We start from the raw sequence: 19,963 nt of genomic DNA, 5'->3' as shown, positions 1-19,963 counted from the left end.
TTGGTCCTTTCCCGTGGCATTTCGCGCGCACGCCCGAATGTAGGCACGTGGGCCTTGAAGTCCATCACGCGGTCGCTAACATCTTGCCCATGCACGCAGATATCGTCGACCTCCGCGAATTCTACCACTCCCCCCTCGGCCACCTCGCGGAGCATTCGATCACCATGGCGCTTGCCTCGATCTGGGCGCGACTGCCCGAGGAGCGGCTCGTGGGTCTCGGATACGCCGTTCCGTACCTCGAGCGCTTCCGGGCGGATACCGAGCGCACCTTCGCCTTCATGCCGGCGGGGCAGGGGGCTGTGAACTGGCCGGTTGGCGAATCCTCGGCGACGGCCCTGGTGTTCGACGAGGAGTTGCCGCTGCCCGATTCGTCCGTCGACCGCGTCCTGATGGTGCATTCGCTCGAATTCGCCGAGAACCCGCGCGAGACGATGAAGGAACTCTGGCGCGTGCTTGCACCGGGCGGACGGCTCGTCATCGTCGTGCCGAACCGGCGCGGTGTCTGGGCGCGCATGGAGCACACCCCGTTCGGCTCCGGGCGCCCCTATTCGCGCGGCCAGCTCACCCATCTGTTGCGCGAAACCAACTTTACCCCCGGCGCCAGTGCCGAAACGCTGTTCTTCCCGCCGTCGAAGCACAGAAGCGTCCTGAAACTTCACGGCGCCTTCGAGCGACTTGGGCGTTGGCTGTGGCCGATGTTCTCCGGCGTGCTTGTCGTGGAGGCGCAGAAGCGCCTTTATCAGGGGTTGCCGGTGGCCGTCCGCGCGTCGCGTCGCGTCTTCGTGCCGGTGCTTGCGCCCTCCGGTGTGCCGAGCACGCGCGGCGGGCTCAACTATCGCCCCCTCGACAATCGTCCGTCACGCCGGTAATGGCTGGCGCAGCCATTCCGGCCGAAGACGCCTGGGCGGTGGAGGGGTATCGGGCGCGCATGCGCCCCTGTGCAAAGAGGCGGCAGCATGTCGGAGCAGCAGTTTGACAAGATCACGCTGATCGGTATCGGGCTCATCGGCTCGTCGATTGCGCGCGCGGTCAAGGAGAAGGGGCTTGCGGGCTCGGTGGCGATCGCAACCCGAAGCGCGGAGACGCTGCAGCGGGCGCGCGAACTGGACCTCGGCACCGACTATTATCTCGACACCGCCGAGGCCGTGCGCGACGCCGATCTCGTCATCGTCTCCGTTCCCGTCGGCGCTTCCGGCAGCGTGGCCCAGGAGATCGCACCGAACCTCAAACAGGGCGCGATCGTCACCGATGTCGGCTCCACCAAGGGGTCCGTCGTCGCGCAGATGCTGCCGCACATCCCGAAAGGGGTCCATTTCATCCCCGGCCATCCGCTCGCCGGTACGGAGCATTCCGGTCCGGACGCCGGCTTTGCGGAGTTGTTTCGCGGACGCTGGTGCATCCTGACCCCGGTTCACGGCACCGACAAGGTGGCCAAGAAGCGTCTTGCGACCTTCTGGGAGACGCTCGGCTCGAAGGTCGATGAAATGGACACCGAGCACCACGACAAGGTGCTGGCCATCGTCTCCCACCTGCCGCACATCATCGCCTACAACATCGTCGGCACGGCCGACGATCTGGAGACGGTGACCGAGTCCGAGGTCATCAAATATTCCGCTTCGGGTTTTCGCGATTTCACCCGCCTCGCGGCTTCCGATCCGACCATGTGGCGCGATGTCTGCCTGCACAACAAGGACGCGATCCTCGAGATGCTGTCGCGTTTCTCGGAGGATCTCGCCTATCTGCAACGCGCGATCCGCTGGGGCGATGGCGAAAAATTGTTCGACCTCTTCACGCGCACCCGCACGATTCGCCGCTCGATCATCGATGCCGGTCAGGATACGGCGGCGGCGAACTTCGGCCGTCCCGGCGCGACGCCGCCAAACTAGTCTTCGCTCTTTCCGGCGGCCTCAGAGAGGCCCGATGGATGCGATCGGGATGATGCCGAGATAGACGACGCCGTTCTTGGCTCGCAGTTTCACGCGGGCATCCTCGCGGCCACCCGAGAGACCCCGGATCGTGTCGGCAACGCTTGTCGCCGTGTCGGCGATTTCCGGGAATGCCTCCGCGACAATATCGCGGACGGTATCGATGCCGTTGATCTCCAGCTCGAACTTGCCGGAGAGAAGCCCCTCGGCATTGATTTCATAGGAACCGGAGAGCGCGGCAGCATTTCCGTTGCCGAAGTCGAGGCCAAGTTTGCGCAGATCGCCTCGCGTTCCGCGCGGCGCGTTGGCCGGCACGCCATCTTTCAGCCAGTTGGCTGCGTCGGCGACCGTCACGTCGGCCGTGACGTTTACTTTCGGAACACGGGTCTCGGTCACCGTGAGTTCGAGCCCGTCCATCGACAGGGCAGCATCGAGAGCCGTCCCGTTCGTGCGGGTATGGATCTCGCCATGGCTGGCGGCAAAGCCGACTTTTACGTCGCGCATGCCTGCGACGAAGGTTCCCTTCAGGGCATCATAGGCAACCGATGCGCGATCCAGTCCGCTGATGCCTGCAACGCCGCTGGCATGCAGGAGGTTCCAGTCGGCCGTCAACACGATGTCGGGCGAAACGCGGACGACGGCGGGCCCGTCGAGCTCAACAATGGCATGGCCGGGGTTGTACACCTGAGCTGCCGATCGCAGCGCGCCGAAGCTCGCCGATGTCCCCGTGCGGTCGTCGTCGATTCCGATGGCGTCGCAATAGACCCCGATGCGGAAGGGGTAGCCCCTCACGTCGAGGCCGGTACAGGCCACCGATACGGACGAATCGGAAAGCCGATCACGGACGAGGTTCCTTAGCCGGTCGGCGCCGAAAAACCACGCTCCGCTATAGAGCGCCACGAACACGATGATGCCGAGGCCAAGAAGCCAGAATTTGCGGCTGGTGCCGCGGCGCGTCGCGCCGTTTGTCGATGTCATCATGCTCTCCGTTGTGACGGAAGAAAATTGATTTGCATAGCTTGTGCTGACGCCGGCAAAGAGCCATCAATTGCGGCGGCTTTCAGGTGGATATGGTATCGCGCAGTGGACAGGGATGAATTTTGGGTCTTCGGCTACGGTTCGCTGATGTGGAATCCTGGTTTCGAGGTCGAGGAGAGCCGGCCCGCGCGCCTGCATGGCTTTCGCCGGGCGCTCTGCGTTCGTTCCTGGGTGCATCGGGGCACGCCGGACCATCCGGGCCTTGTCCTCGGCCTCGACCGTGGCGGATCCTGCTGGGGCATGGCGTTTCGTGTTGCGCCTGAGCGCCGGAACGCCGTGCTTGATTACTTGCGGGAGCGCGAACTCGTCACCCACGTCTACAAGGAGCGCACGCTGCCCGTCACTCTTCAGGACGGCATCCGCACCCCGGCGCTCGCCTACGTGATCGACCGCGCCCACCATCAATATGCCGGCGCGCTTTCGGTAGAGGAGGCCGCTGCCACCGTCAGCACGGCACAGGGAAAGTCTGGGCCGAACACCGAATACGTGGCCAACACGCTCGCTCACCTGCGGGAGATGGGCATACGCGATCACTGGCTCGAAGAGGTCGGCCGCACGGTCGAGCGCTTCACAAACGGCCGCTGACGATCCGCATCAATTGCCGCGTCCATGCAGTTCGGCGACCCGCTTCGCGGCGGTGGGCGGAAGCGGCACATGCGGATTGGCCTCGACCGTTTCCAGCAGCAACTTGTCGCTTGCCGTCTCCATCACGTCGACCAGATGGGCGAGGAAATCGTCCGGTTCCAGACCGGCGGGGATCGGCGGCAGGATGCGGACCTTGAAATGACCGGGGTAGCGAAGGAACTTGCGACGCGGCCAGAACAGGCCAGGGTGCATGACGACAGGCAGCACCGGCACCTGCAGATCGCGATAGAGGCGGGCGATGCCGTATTTGTACTCCGGCGGTGCGCCGGGCGGCCGTCGGGTACCCTCGGGATAGATGATCAACTGGCGGCCGGACTTCATTTCGGCCTTCGCCCGCTCCATCACCGCGGCCATGACCCTGCCACGCGCGCCGCGGTCAACCGGCACCATTCGCTGTTTCAGGATGTACCAACCGAAAAGCGGGATCCAGGTCAGCTCGCGCTTGAGGATAAAAAATGGATCGTCCTGCCAGGGCAGCAGCGCATAGGTGTCCCAGAGCGACTGATGCTTCGGCGCGAGGATGTAGCCTTGTCCCTTGGGAATGTTCTCCAGGCCCTCGATTTCGAAAGTGGTGCCGACGATCTTGTCGAACAGCCAATGATTGCTGCGGGCCCAGTTCTTGGGCACCATCATGGCCTTCTTGCGCGGCAGCAGGAAGTAGGCTGGCGACAGCAGGACCATCTGCCCGATCAGATTGATGTAGAAGGCCAGGTTGAACAGAATGGAACGCAGGACGATCATCAGCCGGAAGGTCTCCTTGCGCGTCCGATCTGACGCGCCGCACAGCAATGAGCAAAAGGTGTGCCTGCCTACACGATAATTCGGGCGGCGGAAACCGGCTAGCCGTCGAGCCGCCTCCTGTTAGGACGAAATAGCTCCACCGGAGCCACTTCTTGCGAGCCTGAAGGGTCCGGTGTCAGCGCCCTTGGTTCAATCGACCGCGTCAGCCCGGTCGAGATGCCATCGGGCCATGGTGGCCGGCAAGGTCGGCTGGCAAAGTTACGCCAAGACGTGTATACTGTATGTATACGCCATATTATCAATGCATTAGCTGCATTGAGCGGATATCAACCGGTACAGGAGACGTCGATTTGAACTTGCAGGACGAGCGCGACGAGGTTGTCCTCACGCTGGAGGAGGTGATTGACCTCTCCATGAAGGTGTTGACGCTGAATGGGCTCTCCCATGCCCAGGCGCAACCGCTGGCGCGCGCAATGGCTTTGGCCGAGCGGGACGATTGCCGGTCGCACGGACTGCAGCGGCTGCCGGGCTGTTTGGACACCATAAGTCATCCGAGGTTCAACAGGAATGCGGATCCGAAACCTGAGGAGGTCTCCGCGGCGGTCACGAGGATCGACGCCGACTTCGGCTACTCCCTGCTCGCATTCGAGCGTGGACTGGAAATCCTGGTCCCGAAGGCCAAGGCGATGGGCGTTTCCATCCTGGCAATCAACAACTGCTTTCATTCAACCGCCCTGTGGCCGGAAGTCGAAGCCATTACCGCGCATGGTCTTGCAGCCCTGATCATGAACCCCAGCCATAGCTGGGTTGCTCCCGCGGGCGGCTCCGCCCCGGTGCTTGGGACCAACCCGATCGCATTCGGCTGGCCGCGCAAGGATCATCCGCCTTACGTGTTCGATTTCGCCACGAGCGCGGCCGCACGGGCCGAAATCGCTCGCCATCGCAAGGAAAGCCAGCCGATACCGATGGGGTGGGGGGTCGATTCCGAGGGCAGGCCGACCACCGATCCGGCCGCCGTGCTGTCCGGTGCGATGCTGACGTTTGGAGGCCACAAGGGGTCAGCGCTCGCCACCATGGTGGAATTGCTGGCGGGCCCGCTGATCGGGGGAATGACAAGCATGCAGTCGATGGCATTCGATGCGGATGCCAAGGCAGCGCCCTGCCATGCCGAGCTTGTCATCGCCTTCGATCCCGCCCTGCTGGGAGGCGAAAGCATCGAAAGCAATCATGAGGCCGCGGAGGCGCTTTTCGCCGCGATCGCAGGCCAAGGGGCAAGGCTGCCGTCCGAGAGGCGATATCGCGCGCGGCAGCGAAGCGAAAGCGAGGGCATTAAAGTCTCGCGGGAGCTCTACGATCGCATCGTCTTGCTCGCCAACGAGTGATCACCCTAGTCGTATCACGCGAAAATGCGCAGCAGTCTGGAAGCCTGCCGTGCGACGTGACGCTCGGCTACATCAATGAGGCCTGCACCGGCTCGTCACGGCGCAGGCCGCTTGCGGTTCCGGCGCCGACCACATCGCGAAGCAGGGCCACGGAGTATTTCACGTATTCCGAAAGGATCGTTTTCACGACCATCGGCTGGCCGAGCCAGTTGCCGTTCTTCAGGTCGGAGTTGATGACCGGATAGGAAAGAAATTCGGTTTTCGCGTCGCTGCGGCGCAGCTCGAACAGGCTGCGCGGCATGTGGTAGTTGTTGGTGACGACGAGCACGGTTCGGTAGCCGTGGTCGCTGATCCATCGCGCCGTCTCGTTGGCGTTCCCGATCGTGTCCATCGCGTCGTGGCCGATGTCGACACAGCACTCGAACAGACTCGATGAGCTTTGCGTGAATCTGCGGATCTGATTGCCGCTCGTCGTCGGATTGACGCCCGAAATCAGAAGGCGTTCTCCCGCGCCCTGCCTGAGCAGTTCGAGGGCCTGGTCGATGCGCTGAAAGCCGCCTGTCAGGACGACGATCGCGTCCGCTTTCGGGTGCTGTGGTGTTTCCAGGGACGCCACGGTTTCGGCGAAATACAGGAAACCAGCAAGCAGAACGCCGCAGACCAACAGCATCAGCACGAGAAAAAGACGCACAAAACGACGTATCGGGCGGATCCGCCAGCGTCGTGCTGGTGGCTGCCGGCCCTCCACAATCGCGTTTTTCGACTCGTCCATTGCGGCCATGATTCTCTCTCATAGCTGGCGATTGCGGCAAGCACGAGTCGGTTGCGTCAGATTGGCGCGGCTTTCGCCCGAAGCGCAGAGCGGTCCTTCAGGCGCGCTTGCTGCATCTCAGATTTTTGTTTTCGCATGCGCTTCTCCGAAGGCGGCTCCAGGTTTCGGCGGCCATGCTTGCTTCAGCTACTTGGCACACCGTCGGTTCGCGCCGGGTCGGAGCGGATGCGATCGATCTCGAAAATCGTGCGCATCACGGTGAAACGTGCCGTCAGCGTCGTCAAAAGGGCGATGATGAGCATCGTCGCGGCGATGCCGAGGTAACCGCTGAGACCGACGGAGAAGGTGCCGAACAACGCCGTTGCCTGGTCGCTCTCCGGCGTGGCGAGCGACCTGCTCTGCCAGTAGCCAGCGATGGCGAAGACGAGGGCGGCCAGCGCGCCGCCGGCAAACGAACCCTTCAGGCTGATCTTGAGGAAATGCTTCTGGAACTCGCTTGCCACGAAGCCCGCCTCGGCGCCGACGAAATGCAGCACCTCGATGATGTGACGATTGCCGGAGAGCGCGCCGCGTGTCGCGAAGATCACCGTCAGCACCATCGCGGTGAAGACGAGAACGAGAACGGCGGTGCCGATCCAGGCGGTTGTTTCCGCCATGGCCACCAGCCGGTTCACCCAGGTGCGGTGATCGTCGAGGAAAGCCTGCGGGATCGTTTCGGTCAGGGCCTGTCGCATGGCGGCGAAATCGGGCGGGTTGCGCTCGTCGATCGTGATGATGACCAGCCGCGGAACCGGCAGTTCGTCGAGGTCGAGCCCTTCGCCAAGCCAGGGCTCCAGCAGTCTCGCTGTTGCCGCGCGATCGACGATCTGGCCGTCCTTGGTGCCGGAAAAGGTAAGGGCGAGATCGCGCGCATCGCGCAAGGCCGCCTCCATGTCGAGCTTGTCATCCGGTTTGATCTGGATGGTGATCTCGCGCGAGATCTGGCTCTGCCAACTGGCCGCCGTCGCCCGCACCATGCTCACCGCGCCGTAGGTCAGACAGGCCAGAAACGCCATGATGGCGATGACGCACATCAGCGCGTTGCCGGAAACGTTCGCGGGCGGCACGATCGGTGCGGTTGGCCGGACCTGCATCTCCGGTCGCTTCTGCGGGGCGCGGTCCTGCGCATTGCGTTCGACGGTCTCATTCATAGATATCGAGCCGACCTTGCGAGAGGATCATGCGCCGCGCCTCGACCTGATCCATCAACGACAGGTCGTGCGTGGCGATCACGACCGCCGTGCCCAGGCGGTTCAGTTCGAGGAACAGGCTGAGCAGGCGTCGTGCCATCGGCGGATCGACGTTGCCGGTCGGTTCGTCCGCCAGCAGCAACTCCGGTTGGTCGATGAGGGCGCGCGCGATCGCCGCGCGCTGCTTCTCGCCACCAGACAGGACCGGCGGAAGCACGTTGATCCGCTCTCCGAGCCCCACCCATTTCAAGAGTTCCAGCACGTCGGCGCGATAGGAGGACTCCTCCTTGCCGCGCACCCGCAGCGGCAGGGCGACGTTCTCAAAGGTCGTCAGGTGGTCGAGCAGGCGGAAATCCTGGAAGACGATGCCAATGCGGCGCCGGAGCATCGGCAGCTCGTCACGCGGGATGGTGGCGATGTCGCGGTCGAATGTACGCACGAGGCCGCGGGTCGGCTGCAGGGAGAGGAACAACAGGCGCAACAGCGTCGACTTGCCGGCCCCGGAGGGACCGGTGAGGAACTGGAAGGACCGGTGCGGAATGTCGAAGGTCAGGTCGCGGAGGATTTCCGGCCCCATCCCATATCGCAGACCAACATTCTCGAAATGTATCAAAGGGGCTATCCGGTTCCGTCTGGCGCGACGCGCGCTTCTCTCGCGAATCGCATGAAATCAAGGCCCATCCAAGGCCGGTTTCCGAAGCATTAACCAGTATGGTTTACGTTTCGTAAGGATTTGGTTCAATGCCCGACTTTTTTGCGGGTGAGGCCTATTGCGCGAAGCAACGACAAGGAGAACCGTCATGAGTGCATTCGGCGCACGGCGCGAACGAAGCGCTTCGATCGATCTCCTGCCGCCGGAGCCCGGCATCCGCAAGCGCGTTGCGCCAAGGGCCCGGCACGAGGCCGCCGTCGATGCCCACTTCATTGTCCTTCCGGCTGGTACACCGGCGGCACGCACATCGGTCTGCAACGACAACCGGTCGCATTCCCGATCGCCGAGCACCGTCATCGCCTCGCGGGCGGTCCGTCTTGCTTTCCTGGCTCTTGTCTGGGCGACGCGCTGTGCCGAGCGCCTTCTCCAGCTTCTGCCGCAACGCGCCTTTGGCGCCGTGGTTGCGGGTTGCGTTGTCGCCATGTTCTTCTTTGCCGGCGGCCTTTCGGCATTGGCAACGGTTTTCACCAGCGCCGGGCCGCGCGACGGAGTAGGGATTGCGCGTGTCTCATCTTCGCTCGACGACCGCGACGGCATGAAGGTGCTGTCGGTCTACGGTACGGTTGAAAACCACTCCCAAGACACGCGTGCGGTGCCGGCGATCGTCGTGGATGTCATCGTGGGCGGGAAGTCGATCGCGCGTCATCGGCTAGAACCCGGGGCGGATAGCCTGCCGCCCGGTGCTACGGATGCATTCTCGCTGAAGCTGCCCCACGGCGGGGCAACCCTGCCGAAAATTGCGGTTTCGCTTGAACCGGCGGGTGCGCCCTTGCATTGAGTGTGCTATGCGGCTGGGGTGCGGTACAGCCCCGCGCGTACATGGCCTTCAGGACCGGAACGGATTCTTGGAAGACCCGTGTGCGAACCACAACGTAGTGCGTCCCTTGCGCGTCCGATCGGAGGCGCAGCGCCGTCGAGCCCACGCCATATGGAGCCACATCGCAATGCAGGTAGTGCGCGGAAAGAAGATCGAGACCCTCTACAGCGCCGAGCAGATTGCCAGGCGCAATGCCGAGATGGCAGCCGAGATCAAGGCTGGTCCGACCCGTGATCTTCTGGTCATCTCGATCCTGAAGGGCTCCTTCATCTTCGCGGCCGACCTGATTCGCGCTATGCATGCCACCGGCCTTGCGCCTGAGGTGGAGTTCGTGACCCTCTCCAGCTACGGCAAGGGCACCAAGTCGCAGGGCGTGAAGATCGTCAAGGACATCGACAGCGACGTCCATGGGCGCGACATCCTCCTGATCGACGATATTCTCGAATCGGGTCGCACCCTCCGTTTCGCCAAGGACCTGTTGCTTGAGCGCGGCGCGCGCCACGTCACGGTCGCGGTGCTGCTCGACAAGAGCGTCAAGCGGGAAACCGATCTGGAGGCCGATTATGTCGGCTTCGAGTGCCCCGATCACTTCGTCGTCGGTTACGGGATGGATGCGGCTTACGCATTCCGCGAACTGCCCTTCGTCGGCGTCGTCACGGGCGACGCCGAGTAGGCGAAATCCGCTTTTGCCTCTCTGCCGTTTACCGATCGCAAACGAAACTCTGGTCATGTCTGAAACGCAACAACGGCACCCGGTGGCGCTACGACGCCGCCGGACAAAGTCGGTTGGCGGCTTGAAGAGGACATCATGGCGAGAATTCTGATCACCGAAGACGAAGATTCACTCCGCATCTTCGTGGCGCGGGCGCTTCGGCTCGACGGGCATGAAACGGTCGAAGCCGCCGATGGGGCGCAGGGGCTCGAAACCCTCTCCGAGGGGGAATTCGACCTGCTCCTGTCCGATATCCGCATGCCGGTGATGGATGGAATCGAGCTCGCGCACAGGGCCGCCGACGCCCATCCGAACCTGAAGATCCTGCTGATGACCGGCTATGCCGAACAACGCGAACGCGCAGACGACCTCGCCGAGAAAATCATCGACGTGGTCGCCAAGCCGTTCAGCCTGCCCGACATCCGCACTGCGGTTGCGCGGGCGCTGGCGGCATAAGGGAAGTAAAGCCCGGATAGACTGCCTTGCCAGGCGGCGGCGATGATCTTTGGCTCCGCTCGGAAAGAGCGAACGGATATTACTCGATGCCGAGCAGCCGCTCGAGATAGTTGCGCTCCATGACCGGCGCATTGCCGGTGCCAAGCCGGCGGCGGATCTCGTCGAGGATCTCGCGGGCCCGCTGGATATCGATTTCTTCCGGCACCCGGGTGCGGCCGTCATAGTCAGGGCCCTGCGCGGTGTCCGGACGCTCCCGACCAAGCGGGTCGCGGCCCGTCCGCTCCATTTGCGGCTGGCCCTCGCCCGGCCCGCCCGGGCCCATGGCCTGCATCTGGCTCATCATGTCCTGCGCACCCTGGCGCAGCGCCTCCAGCGCCCGGCCCTGGCTGCCGACTGCAGGCTCACCTTCGCCCTTGCCTAGCGAATCAGAGGCCCCCTTCATCTCGCGGCCGGCCTCGCCGAAGCCCTTGCCGGGTTCGATGCCCATTTCCTTCAGGCTCTTCTGCAGTTCGCCGAGCTGTTTGCCGAGAGCATCCTGCTGGGCCTTCAGGTCCTTCAGCGCCTGCCGCAGTTCGTCGGCAGTCATCTTGTCGGTTGGCGAGTTGCCCGGCTGTTGTTCGTTGCCCTGATCGCCAGGTTGACCGAACAACTCGTCCTCACCGGGCAGGGGGTCACCGCTCTGCAGACGATCCTGCAGTGCCTGGTCGTAGTTGAAGGTCTTGTCCATCAGCTTCTGCTGATCCTGCAGCAGCTTGCCGAGCTTGTCCATTTGCTGGCGCATCGCGTCCGATTGCTGGCCCTGCTGCTGCTGCGGGCGCCCGGCCTGCAGGTTGTTCAGCATGCGCTGCATCTCGGCAAGAAGCTGGCGAGCCTGATCTTTCGCGCCGGAACGAGCCAGGTTCTCGATCTGGTCCATCATTCGCTCCAGATCCTGCTGGCGCAGGATCTGGCCTTGTTGCTGGGCATTCTGTTGCATCTGGCCGTTCTTCTCGGCCTGGCGCGCCAGTTCCTGCATGTAGGCTTGCATGGCCTGGCGCAGTTCCTGCATCAGCTTGGCGATTTCCTCGTCGGGCGCGTTGCGTTCGAGCGCATCCGACAGCGCCTGCTGTGCCTCGCGCAGGCGACGATCGGCGAGCGAGAGATTGCCGTCCTCGATCCCAAGGGCGATTTCCCACAGGTAGTCGGCCGTCTCGCGCAACTGGGCGTCATTGCGCGCAAGTTTCATGCGCTCCTGTGCCGACCTGATCAGCAGGAAATGGGTGGGATTGGGAATGGTCTCCTCCGGCCGCACCATCAGCGCCTCGCTGAGCGTGATCGCGCGCGGCAACTGATTGGCATCCAGCGCAAAAGTCTGTCGCTGTTCGGCAACCGCCGCAGCAAGCGGTTCGAAGAACGCCTTGGCCGGCAGGATCATTTCCTGCGGCTGGCTGCGCCCCTCCTGCCCGGCGGCATCGCGGGCGACCAGCGTTATGCGCACCCTCTTTCCTGCAAGCGGATGTTCGGTGAGATTGCGGCTCGTCGTGCCCTTCGCGTCACGGGCGTTGCGCCGCGGCAGATCCAATCGGTATTCCGGCGGCGGATAGAGTGGCCGTGCGTCCTTCGCCGGCGGTTCGACCGGCACGATTTCCGCATGCGCCTCCTGTATGCCGTAGTCATCCTTGGCGACGAAGCGGACTTCCAGGGCCGAAGCGGCGGTCTTGCGCGGCACGCCGTCAAAGGCAATTTCCGGAACGCGGTCGGGGATGATGTCGAAGGCCCATTGCTGGCTATCGAGCGACAGGGAGCCGCTCTTGACGATCTTGTAGTGCAGCGTCCTGGGGACGGGCGTGGCGGATGGTGTGTCCTGTCTGGCGCCTGGCTCCGCCGTGTCGGCGCCCTGCTTCGGTTCGTCTGGCCGGATCGCCGTCGCTTTCTCCCCGGTCGGGGTGTAGGAAACCGCACCGTCGGCATCGTCGGCAACGCCACCGGTGATGCGTACCGTCAGTTCGCTGAACTGCGGCACGCGCAGCGTCCCCTCGATCGGCTCCTCTGTTCCGGTCAGGAAGACCGGAGCCCGGCCGGTGTGGGCGGGCGGGGTTACCCAGGCGTCGATGCGGATGTCCGGCTTGTCCTCGGTCAGCTGGCGGACCGTGACGACATCGGACAGCAGTCCCGCCCGATTGGAGTAGGAAAAGGCGAAGGCAACGGCCAGGAGCAGCAGCGGGACGGCGCGCAGGCCATGGCGGTCGTGGCGCGCGATGTCAGGGCGCGGAAACCCAGTCTGAAGGGCGCCGATCATGCGGGCCATGCGCGCCTGGTGCTCGCGCCAGAGCGCGTCTGCCACCGGCCCACCGCGGACGGGTCGGTCCGCCTGCACCTGGATCGCTTGATGTACGAGATCGTTGCGTTCTTCCAGCATGCGATCGGCCCGGTCGACCTGCGGCCAGACCGCGTGCCTCAAGCGCACGGCGAGAAGCAGGAAACCGAGCCCGAAGGCGGCAAGCGTGGCCACATGCAGCCAGGCGGGGACATGGCGGAAATAGCCGAACCAGGTCAGTGCGAGCAGACTCGCGGCGATGAGGATCAGCGGAAGCAGCTTTGGTAGAATGCCTTCGGCAAAGAGAACCGCGCGTGCCAGCGCGCGCTTGCGATTCAGCCGCGCCGAGAGATCATTGCCCTGTCCCTTGCCGGAGGCGTTTTTCGCGTCTTCGTGCATCAGTCCTCGCATGCCTGCAGGCCCCTCGCGACGCCCACCTGCCGCAAGGATAACATTCTTTGTGGCCAAGGCGAGGGCGCGCTCGAAAACGTGATCGTTTTCCAGCTTTCGACTTTTCCCAGGTTAGGGCAAGCCGGCTGCCGCTCAGGCGAGCCAGTCGGGCACGGAGTCGAGACCCATCAGGTCCTCGTAGGTCGGGCGGGGCCGCACCACGTGGAATTGGCCGCCGTTGACCAGGACCTCCGGCACCAGCAGGCGCGAATTGTAGGTACCGGCCTGGACCGCGCCATAGGCGCCCGCCGAACCGACCGCAATCAGGTCACCTGGTTTCGGCATCGCCATCTCGCGGTCCAGTGCCAGATAGTCGCCGGTTTCGCAGACCGGGCCGACGACGTCGGCGCGGATGCGCGGCGCGTTGGCGGCCGAGATCACCACGGGGCTGACCTCGTGCCAGGCTTCGTAGAGCGTCGGGCGGATCAGGTCGTTCATCGCCGCATCGACGATGACGAAGGTCTTCTCGCCGCCGTCCTTCACATAAATGACTTCGGTGACGAGAATGCCGGCGTTGCCGACGATCAGCCGACCCGGCTCGGTAATGATCTTGCAGTCGAGGTCCTTCAACTCGTTCTTGACGATCTCGGCGTAGGCGTCGGGCAGGGGCGGCGGGGAATTGTCACTCTTGTAGGGGATGCCGAGGCCACCGCCGACGTCGACGTGGTCGATCGTGTGGCCGTCGGCGCGCAGCGTGTGCACCAGTTCGCGCAGGAGCCGGAAGGCGTCCTCGAACGGCTGCAACTCGGTGATCTGGCTGCCGATATGCATGTCGATGCCGGTCACCTTGATGCCCGGCAGCTTGGCGGCATGGGCGTAGACGGTGCGGGCGCGCTCCCAAGAGATGCCGAACTTGTTCTCCTTCTTGCCGGTCGAGATCTTCGCGTGCGTGCGGGCGTCGACGTCCGGGTTGATGCGGAAGGAGACGTGCGCCTGCTTGCCGGCCTTCACCGCGCGCGCGTTCAGAACTTCGAGCTCCGGTTCGGATTCGACGTTGAAGCAGTAGATGCCGGCCTCGATGCCGAGATCCATCTCGCGGGCTGTCTTGCCGACGCCGGAGAACATGATGCGCGAAGCCGGGACGCCGGCGGCAAGCGCACGCCGCAGTTCGCCTTCGGAGACCACGTCGACACCCGCGCCGAGCCGCGCGAGCGTCTTCAGCACCGCCTGGTTCGAATTCGCCTTCATCGCATAACAGACGAGCGCGTCGATGCCGTCGAAGGCTTTGGAAAAGACCTTGTAGTGACGTTCGAGCGTTGCCGTCGAGTAGCAGTAGAATGGCGTGCCGACCGCCTTGGCGATCTCGGGAACGGGCACATCCTCGGCAAAGAGAACGCCGTCGCGATATTCGAAGTGGTTCACAGTGTCTTGTCCGTCAGAGGAGGGCGTCGAGAATGAATGGCTTGTCCTCGACGGCCTGTTTCTTTGCATCCGGGCCGACGATCGCCTTTGTCGTCGTCGCCGGGCCCGGCGGATCGAGGTCGCCCTTGCGGCCGCAAGCCGCCATCACCGTCGCCGAAAGAACAAGAATGAGGGCCAGCCTGGCAGTGGTCTTCAGTGTCATGCGGGTTCGCGGCTCCGAAAGCGATCGATGGTTGTAAAACACTTAGCAGAAGCGGGTGCGTCTTGTGCACCCCGATTCTTCTGATGCTTCATGCAAGGCGATTGATCGGTCGCCTGTCAATTGCGGGTACGCCACCAGGCGATCTGCTGACGCACACCCGACGGCGCCGTTCCGCCAAACGAGGTGCGGCTTGCGACGGAGGCCTCGACCGTCAGCACGCCGTAGACCTTGTCGGTGATGGCCGGGTTGATCGCCTGCAGGTCGGCGAGCGGCAGTTCCGCCAGTTCGCACCCTTTCTGCTCGGCGAGCGCCACGGCGCGACCGGTGACGTGATGGGCGTCACGGAAGGGCAGGCCGGCCTCGCGCACCAGCCAGTCGGCGAGGTCGGTCGCGGTCGAATAGCCGGAACCGGCGGCCGCTTTCATGCGGTCGGTGCGGATCGTCATGTCGCGCACCATGCCGGTCATCGCGGCAATCGCCAGTTCCAGGCTCTCGGCGGCGTCGAAGACCTGCTCCTTGTCCTCCTGCATGTCCTTGGAATAGGCGAGCGGCAGGCCCTTCATCACCGTAAGAAGCGCGATCAGCGAGCCATTGATGCGGCCGGTCTTGGCACGCACCAGTTCGGCGGCGTCCGGGTTCTTCTTCTGCGGCATGATCGAGGAGCCGGTCGAAAATGCATCCGACAGCCGGATGAAGCCGAACTGCGGCGTCGACCAGATGACGATCTCTTCGGCGAGGCGCGACAGGTGCGTGGCAGCGATCGCCGCGATCGACAGGAACTCCAGCGCGAAGTCGCGGTCCGAGACCGTATCGATCGAGTTGCGGGTCGGTTCGCGGAAGCCGAGTGCCTTCGCCGTCATGTGGCGATCGATCGGGAAGCCGGTGCCGGCCAGCGCGGCGGCGCCGATCGGACTTTCGTCCAGATGCTCGATGGCGTGGCGGACGCGCTGGCGGTCGCGACCGAACATTTCGACATAGGCCATGCAATGATGGCCAAAGGTGACGGGCTGGGCCGTCTGCAGATGGGTGAAGCCCGGCATCACGGTGTCGGCATGTTCTTCGGCGCGATCGAGGAAGGCGGCGATCAGCGCGGTGAGCATTTGCTCAGTTTTCTGCAGCTCTTCCTTGACCCAGAGGCGGAAATCGAGCGCGACCTGGTCGTTGCGCGAGCGCGCGGTGTGCAGTCGGCCGGCGGCCGGACCGATCAGGTTCGCAAGCCGGGCCTCCACGTTCATGTGGATGTCCTCGAGCTCGCGGGAGAATTCAAAGGCACCGCTTTCGATTTCCTTCAAGACCGTTTCCAGGCCTGCGACAATCTTGTCCTTGTCTTCGGCGGAAATGATGCCTTGATGGGCGAGCATGGTCGCGTGCGCGATCGAGCCGCGGATGTCCTGGGCGTAGAGCTTCTTGTCGAAGTCGATGGAGGCATTTATCTCCTCCATGATAGCATCCGGACCCGAAGCGAAGCGGCCGCCCCACATCTGGTTCGAGGACTGGGTCTCAGATTTTGCGTCAGCCATGGGATTGCCTATCCTGGAGAATGAAATGACAGTCGAGAAGAAGCCGGGCCGCCCGGCCGCCAAGCTGCTTGCAGTGGCCGCGCTTGCCGGCATCCTTGCCGGTGCGGCAGGGGTATACGTGATGGAGAGCCGGTCTGGCAATGGCGGCGGTGCCGTGGCGGCGTCAGGCGGCCAGTGCGAAGCGGCAAAGGAAAAGGCGGCGTCGCTGACACCGTTCCTGACGGGGCAGGTCGCCGCCATGCAGGCTGCGGACCAGCCGCGCCCGCTGCCGGCGCTCGCCTTCAGCGGGCCGGACGGGAAGCCGCTTACGGCCGCCGACTTCTCCGGCAAGACCCTGCTCGTCAACCTGTGGGCAACCTGGTGCTTCCCCTGCCGGGAGGAGATGCCGGCGCTGAATGCGCTGCAGAAGGAACTTGGCAGCGATCGCTTCGAGGTGGTGGCGATCAACATCGACACGGGTACCGACGAAAAGCCCAGGGCCTTTCTCGACGAGACCGGCGTGCACGACCTCGCCTACTACCGCGACAGTTCGATGGGCGTCTTCAACGCGCTGAAGAAGGAAGGCCTCGCCTTCGGCCTGCCGGTAACGCTTTTGATGGACGACAAGGGCTGCCTCATCGGTGCCATGAATGGCCCGGCCGTCTGGGACAGCGACGATGCGAAGGCGCTGATCAAGGCCGCCATTCCGGGCGCCCCGGGGGCGTAGCCGGCAGAACCTTTTCTCCCTGAAGCGGGAACCGCCCGTAAGCGCACAATTGCCCCTCATCCGCCTGCCGGCACCTTCTCCCCGCAGGCGGGGAGAAGGTCGCTTACGGCTACGTCTCCGCCCCACAGTTCCGGAAGAGAGGCACGTACCCTCTCCCCGCTTGCGGGGAGAGGGTACGGGTGAGGGGCAGAGTGCAGCGTTCACGTTCATTTGGTGTATCAGGCGGTTCGACGCGCCTTTGCCCTCACGTCGTCGCGTAGACGCGCGGCCGGCGGATGTCGAGAAAACCCTGCTCGCCCTTCTTGTGCGGAAACTCCGGCGCAGTGTCGAACTCGATCGACTGGCCGCCGGTGGTCCTTGCCAGCACGCGGCGCGAATCCGGCCGGTCGAGCACGCGCAGGATCTGGGCCGGCACGCCGTCGCCGCTGTCGCGCCAGGAAACATCGGCCGGGCGGAACAGCAGGTCGGCCGGACCGTCCTTCAGATCCGGGGCGTCGAAGGCGACGTCCTGCACATAGGCCTTGCCGTCGCGCACCGTCGCCGGCAGCGCGTTGGCGTCGCCGAGGAATTTCATCACAAAGGCGTTTTCCGGGCTGCGGCAGACCTCCTCCGGCGTCCCCTCCTGCACGATATTGCCCTTGTCGAGGATGACGACGCGGTCGGCGAGGTCGAGCGCCTCCTCCTGGTCGTGGGTAACGAAGAGGGTGGTTATGCCGAGTTCGTCGTGGATCTTGCGCAGCCAGCGGCGCAGGTCGCGCCGCACATTCGCGTCGAGGGCGCCGAATGGTTCGTCAAGCAGCAGCACACGCGGATCGACGGCGAGCGCGCGGGCAAGTGCCACGCGCTGCCGCTGGCCGCCGGAGATCTGCCCCGGGAAGCGTTCGCCGAGGCCGGAAAGCTGCACCAGTGCCAAGAGTTCCTCGACCCGGTCGCGGATCGTCTCGGGCGAGCGCTTCACCTTCGACACCTTCATGCCGAAGGCGATGTTTTCCGCCACGGTCATATGCGGGAACAGCGCGTAGTGCTGGAAGACGAAGCCGACACCGCGGTCACGCACCGGGATGTCGGTGGCGTCCTCGTCGCCGAAATAGATGTGCCCGTAGTCGGCGTATTCGAGACCGGCGACCATGCGCAGGATCGTCGTCTTGCCGGAGCCGGAGGGGCCGAGCAGCGCCACCAGTTCGCCGCTCTGGATCTCCAGCGACACGCCGTGCACGGCGCGGAAGGTGTCGAAGGTCTTGACGACATCGTTGAGGCGGATTTTCAAGGCTTGACCTCCGAGATTGTATCGTTGCCGGCGAGTGTCGCCGGACGGTTACGACGGCCGGCGCCCTGGCGCTCCAGCGCCACCTTGACGACCAGTGTGACCAGCGCCAGCGTGGCGAGGATCGAGGCGGCGGCAAAGGAGCCGACAGCATCGTAGTCGTGGTAGAGCAGTTCAATGTGCAGCGGCAGCGTGTTGGTTTGGCCGCGGATGTTGCCGGAAACGACCGAGACCGCCCCGAATTCGCCCATCACGCGCGAATTGCAGAGCACCACGCCATAGAGCAGCGCCCATTTGATGTTGGGCAGCGTCACCGAGAAGAAGGTGCGCCAGGCACTGGCGCCGAGCGAGGTCGCCGCCTCCTCCAGGTCGCGCCCCTGCGCCTGCATCAGCGGGATCAGTTCGCGCGCCACGAAGGGGGCGGTGACGAACATGCTGGCCAGCACGATGCCCGGCAGCGCGAACATGATCTTGATCTCGGCGCTCTCCAGCGCCGGCCCGAACAGGCCCTGCAGGCCATAAACGAACAGGTATGCGACGCCCGCGACGATCGGCGAGACGGAGAAGGGGATTTCGATGAGGATTGTCAGCAGCCGCTTGCCGATGAAATCGTGCTTGGTGATCGCCCAGGCGGCGGCGACGCCGAAGGCGGTGTTGACCGGCACGGCAATCAGCGCCGTCAGCACGGTGAGCATGATCGCGTGCAGGGTATCCGGTTCGGCGATGGAGGCCGCGAAGTAGGGAAGGCCCTTGGAAAAGGCGTGGACGCCGATGACCGCCAGAGGGGCGACGATGATGACGGCGACGAAGAACAGCACGACGCCGAGCAGGGTGCGTCGGAACAGCGGGGCGTCGCCGATGCGGGGCGGCCGGCGGCCGGAATGATGCGGTTTCATCGGCTCAGTTTCTCACGGTGTAGCGAAGCGCGCGCGCCTGCATGAGGTTGGTGACCGCGAGCATGACGAAGGCGGTGATCAGCATGACGGAAGCGATCGCGGCGGAGGCCGGGTAGTCGTATTCCTCGAGGCGGATGAAGGCGAGCAGCGCGGTGATCTCCGTCGAGAAGGGCTGGTTGCCGGCGATGAAGATGATCGCGCCGAATTCGCCGAGGCTGCGGGCGAAGGACAGCGACAGGCCGGCGAGCAACGCCGGCGTCAGCAGCGGCAGGACGACGCGCCGGAAGATCGAGAGGTCGCTGCCGCCGAGCGTCTGCGCCGCCTCTTCCAGCGCCGGGTCGAGTTCCTCGAGCACCGGTTGCACCGTGCGCACGACGAAGGGCAGGCTGGTGAAGGCCATGGCGATCATGATGCCGAGCGGCGTGTAGGCGACCTTGATGCCGAGTTCGGACAGCGGCGCGCCGAACCATCCGTTCGTCGCAAACAGCGTCGTCAGTGAAATGCCGGCAACCGCGGTCGGCAGCGCAAAAGGCAGGTCGACGAGCGCGTCGATGATGCGGCGGCCGGGAAAGCGATAGCGCACCAGCACCCAGGCGAGCGCCAGCCCGAATAGCAGGTTGAAGACCGTCGCGGCCAGCGCGCAGGAGACGGTGACGACGTAGCTGGCGACGGCGCGGTCGGACGAAACGATGCGCCAGTAGTCGGCCGGCCCGAGGCTTGCCGCCTTGAACACGAGCGCTGCCAGCGGCAGTACAATGATGATCGCTGCATAGACCAGCGTGATCCCGAGGGAGAGGGGCAGGCCCGGCAAAACGCGCCGTTTCAAAATTCTCGTCCT

20 protein-coding genes are annotated in these 19,963 nt (G+C 64.3%); 8 read left to right on the top strand and 12 right to left on the bottom strand.

The window, feature by feature from the left end; translation table 11 throughout:
• Window positions 1-89: 89 nt before the first annotated feature.
• Both AC1DDS_RS04595 and AC1DDS_RS04590 read left to right on the top strand, forming a co-directional pair.
• A complete protein-coding gene (locus AC1DDS_RS04595) occupies window positions 90-869 on the top strand; it encodes a class I SAM-dependent methyltransferase (RefSeq protein ID WP_477477812.1) in 780 nt (259 codons plus the stop codon).
• Window positions 870-956: 87 nt separating this feature from the next.
• A complete protein-coding gene (locus tag AC1DDS_RS04590; RefSeq protein WP_310412865.1) occupies window positions 957-1,886 on the top strand; it encodes a prephenate/arogenate dehydrogenase family protein in 930 nt (309 codons plus the stop codon).
• A 21-nt stretch (window positions 1,887-1,907) separates the two neighbouring features.
• Here the strand turns inward: AC1DDS_RS04590 and AC1DDS_RS04585 are convergent, their stop codons facing one another.
• Complete coding sequence (locus AC1DDS_RS04585) at window positions 1,908-2,903, bottom strand: DUF2125 domain-containing protein (protein ID WP_477477811.1); 996 nt, start codon at window positions 2,901-2,903, stop codon at window positions 1,908-1,910.
• A gap of 147 nt (window positions 2,904-3,050) precedes the next feature.
• On the opposite strand from AC1DDS_RS04585, the gene AC1DDS_RS04580 reads away from it, so the two are divergent.
• Complete coding sequence (locus tag AC1DDS_RS04580) at window positions 3,051-3,548, top strand: gamma-glutamylcyclotransferase (RefSeq protein WP_477478243.1); 498 nt, start codon at window positions 3,051-3,053, stop codon at window positions 3,546-3,548.
• A 9-nt stretch (window positions 3,549-3,557) separates the two neighbouring features.
• Here the strand turns inward: AC1DDS_RS04580 and AC1DDS_RS04575 are convergent, their stop codons facing one another.
• Window positions 3,558-4,349 carry a lysophospholipid acyltransferase family protein gene (locus tag AC1DDS_RS04575; RefSeq protein ID WP_310412856.1) on the bottom strand — a complete coding sequence of 264 codons (792 nt, stop codon included), beginning with the start codon at window positions 4,347-4,349 and terminating at the stop codon, window positions 3,558-3,560.
• Window positions 4,350-4,699: 350 nt separating this feature from the next.
• Between AC1DDS_RS04575 and AC1DDS_RS04570 the strand changes: the two genes are divergently transcribed.
• Window positions 4,700-5,731, top strand: coding sequence for an Ldh family oxidoreductase (locus AC1DDS_RS04570; RefSeq protein ID WP_477477810.1), 1,032 nt, complete (start codon window positions 4,700-4,702; stop codon window positions 5,729-5,731).
• 67 nt (window positions 5,732-5,798) lie between these two features.
• Here the strand turns inward: AC1DDS_RS04570 and AC1DDS_RS04565 are convergent, their stop codons facing one another.
• The 3 genes from AC1DDS_RS04565 to ftsE all read right to left on the bottom strand — a co-directional run bounded on the left by AC1DDS_RS04565 (window position 5,799) and on the right by ftsE (window position 8,345).
• Window positions 5,799-6,503 carry a YdcF family protein gene (locus tag AC1DDS_RS04565; protein WP_477478242.1) on the bottom strand — a complete coding sequence of 235 codons (705 nt, stop codon included), beginning with the start codon at window positions 6,501-6,503 and terminating at the stop codon, window positions 5,799-5,801.
• Window positions 6,504-6,685: 182 nt separating this feature from the next.
• Window positions 6,686-7,693, bottom strand: coding sequence for a cell division protein FtsX (locus tag AC1DDS_RS04560; protein ID WP_477477809.1), 1,008 nt, complete (start codon window positions 7,691-7,693; stop codon window positions 6,686-6,688).
• Entirely contained in the window at window positions 7,686-8,345 is a 660-nt protein-coding gene (ftsE, locus tag AC1DDS_RS04555; RefSeq protein ID WP_310412844.1) for a cell division ATP-binding protein FtsE, read from the bottom strand. Before ftsE ends, AC1DDS_RS04560 begins: the two co-directional genes overlap by 8 nt.
• 187 nt (window positions 8,346-8,532) lie before the next feature.
• Between ftsE and AC1DDS_RS04550 the strand changes: the two genes are divergently transcribed.
• From AC1DDS_RS04550 to AC1DDS_RS04540, 3 genes are all read left to right on the top strand, one after another.
• On the top strand, window positions 8,533-9,222 hold the full coding sequence (locus tag AC1DDS_RS04550) for a hypothetical protein (protein WP_477477808.1): 690 nt from the start codon (window positions 8,533-8,535) through the stop codon (window positions 9,220-9,222).
• 166 nt (window positions 9,223-9,388) lie between these two features.
• On the top strand, window positions 9,389-9,934 hold the full coding sequence (gene hpt, locus AC1DDS_RS04545) for a hypoxanthine phosphoribosyltransferase (RefSeq protein ID WP_477477807.1): 546 nt from the start codon (window positions 9,389-9,391) through the stop codon (window positions 9,932-9,934).
• A gap of 135 nt (window positions 9,935-10,069) precedes the next feature.
• A complete protein-coding gene (locus tag AC1DDS_RS04540) occupies window positions 10,070-10,429 on the top strand; it encodes a response regulator (protein ID WP_310412836.1) in 360 nt (119 codons plus the stop codon).
• Between the two features lie 79 nt (window positions 10,430-10,508).
• On the opposite strand, the gene AC1DDS_RS04535 is transcribed toward AC1DDS_RS04540, so the two are convergent.
• The 4 genes from AC1DDS_RS04535 to argH all read right to left on the bottom strand — a co-directional run bounded on the left by AC1DDS_RS04535 (window position 10,509) and on the right by argH (window position 16,259).
• A complete protein-coding gene (locus AC1DDS_RS04535; RefSeq protein WP_477478241.1) occupies window positions 10,509-13,124 on the bottom strand; it encodes a TIGR02302 family protein in 2,616 nt (871 codons plus the stop codon).
• Between the two features lie 144 nt (window positions 13,125-13,268).
• A complete protein-coding gene (gene lysA, locus AC1DDS_RS04530; protein WP_477477806.1) occupies window positions 13,269-14,537 on the bottom strand; it encodes a diaminopimelate decarboxylase in 1,269 nt (422 codons plus the stop codon).
• Window positions 14,538-14,550: 13 nt separating this feature from the next.
• Window positions 14,551-14,739 (bottom strand): LPS translocon maturation chaperone LptM, encoded by a 189-nt coding sequence (gene lptM / locus AC1DDS_RS04525; RefSeq protein WP_310412827.1) that lies wholly within the window; start codon window positions 14,737-14,739, stop codon window positions 14,551-14,553.
• A gap of 116 nt (window positions 14,740-14,855) precedes the next feature.
• Window positions 14,856-16,259: an argininosuccinate lyase gene (argH, locus tag AC1DDS_RS04520; protein WP_477477805.1), complete on the bottom strand. Its 1,404-nt coding sequence runs from the start codon at window positions 16,257-16,259 to the stop codon at window positions 14,856-14,858.
• Between the two features lie 25 nt (window positions 16,260-16,284).
• Between argH and tlpA the strand changes: the two genes are divergently transcribed.
• Window positions 16,285-16,965: a thiol:disulfide interchange protein TlpA gene (tlpA, locus tag AC1DDS_RS04515; protein ID WP_477477804.1), complete on the top strand. Its 681-nt coding sequence runs from the start codon at window positions 16,285-16,287 to the stop codon at window positions 16,963-16,965.
• A gap of 244 nt (window positions 16,966-17,209) precedes the next feature.
• Here the strand turns inward: tlpA and AC1DDS_RS04510 are convergent, their stop codons facing one another.
• Genes AC1DDS_RS04510 through cysT form a run of 3 tightly spaced genes read right to left on the bottom strand, consistent with a single transcriptional unit; the run spans window position 17,210 to window position 19,951 of the window.
• The gene (locus AC1DDS_RS04510) at window positions 17,210-18,232 is read right to left on the bottom strand and encodes a sulfate/molybdate ABC transporter ATP-binding protein (RefSeq protein WP_477477803.1); all 1,023 of its coding nucleotides are present in this window, start codon (window positions 18,230-18,232) and stop codon (window positions 17,210-17,212) included.
• Entirely contained in the window at window positions 18,229-19,125 is an 897-nt protein-coding gene (gene cysW, locus AC1DDS_RS04505; protein ID WP_477477802.1) for a sulfate ABC transporter permease subunit CysW, read from the bottom strand. The genes AC1DDS_RS04510 and cysW overlap by 4 nt, the downstream gene beginning before the upstream one ends.
• A gap of 4 nt (window positions 19,126-19,129) precedes the next feature.
• Entirely contained in the window at window positions 19,130-19,951 is an 822-nt protein-coding gene (gene cysT, locus AC1DDS_RS04500; protein WP_477477801.1) for a sulfate ABC transporter permease subunit CysT, read from the bottom strand.
• Window positions 19,952-19,963 lie beyond the last annotated feature (12 nt).

The organism is Mycoplana sp. 10N416 (genome assembly GCF_056394765.1).
Note: the sequence above shows the minus strand (reverse complement) of the source record. Positions and strands in the feature narration are given on the sequence as shown.

Coding starts and splice junctions, on each gene's coding strand:
- AC1DDS_RS04535 (WP_477478241.1), bottom strand. CDS start 13,124: ATGCACGAAGACGCGAAAAACGCCTCCGGCAAGGGACAGGGCAATGAT.
- tlpA (WP_477477804.1), top strand. CDS start 16,285: ATGACAGTCGAGAAGAAGCCGGGCCGCCCGGCCGCCAAGCTGCTTGCA.
- AC1DDS_RS04590 (WP_310412865.1), top strand. CDS start 957: ATGTCGGAGCAGCAGTTTGACAAGATCACGCTGATCGGTATCGGGCTC.
- AC1DDS_RS04575 (WP_310412856.1), bottom strand. CDS start 4,349: ATGATCGTCCTGCGTTCCATTCTGTTCAACCTGGCCTTCTACATCAAT.
- AC1DDS_RS04585 (WP_477477811.1), bottom strand. CDS start 2,903: ATGACATCGACAAACGGCGCGACGCGCCGCGGCACCAGCCGCAAATTC.
- lptM (WP_310412827.1), bottom strand. CDS start 14,739: ATGACACTGAAGACCACTGCCAGGCTGGCCCTCATTCTTGTTCTTTCG.
- hpt (WP_477477807.1), top strand. CDS start 9,389: ATGCAGGTAGTGCGCGGAAAGAAGATCGAGACCCTCTACAGCGCCGAG.
- argH (WP_477477805.1), bottom strand. CDS start 16,259: ATGGCTGACGCAAAATCTGAGACCCAGTCCTCGAACCAGATGTGGGGC.
- AC1DDS_RS04560 (WP_477477809.1), bottom strand. CDS start 7,693: ATGAATGAGACCGTCGAACGCAATGCGCAGGACCGCGCCCCGCAGAAG.
- AC1DDS_RS04550 (WP_477477808.1), top strand. CDS start 8,533: ATGAGTGCATTCGGCGCACGGCGCGAACGAAGCGCTTCGATCGATCTC.
- AC1DDS_RS04540 (WP_310412836.1), top strand. CDS start 10,070: ATGGCGAGAATTCTGATCACCGAAGACGAAGATTCACTCCGCATCTTC.
- AC1DDS_RS04595 (WP_477477812.1), top strand. CDS start 90: ATGCACGCAGATATCGTCGACCTCCGCGAATTCTACCACTCCCCCCTC.
- AC1DDS_RS04565 (WP_477478242.1), bottom strand. CDS start 6,503: ATGGACGAGTCGAAAAACGCGATTGTGGAGGGCCGGCAGCCACCAGCA.
- cysW (WP_477477802.1), bottom strand. CDS start 19,125: ATGAAACCGCATCATTCCGGCCGCCGGCCGCCCCGCATCGGCGACGCC.
- AC1DDS_RS04580 (WP_477478243.1), top strand. CDS start 3,051: ATGTGGAATCCTGGTTTCGAGGTCGAGGAGAGCCGGCCCGCGCGCCTG.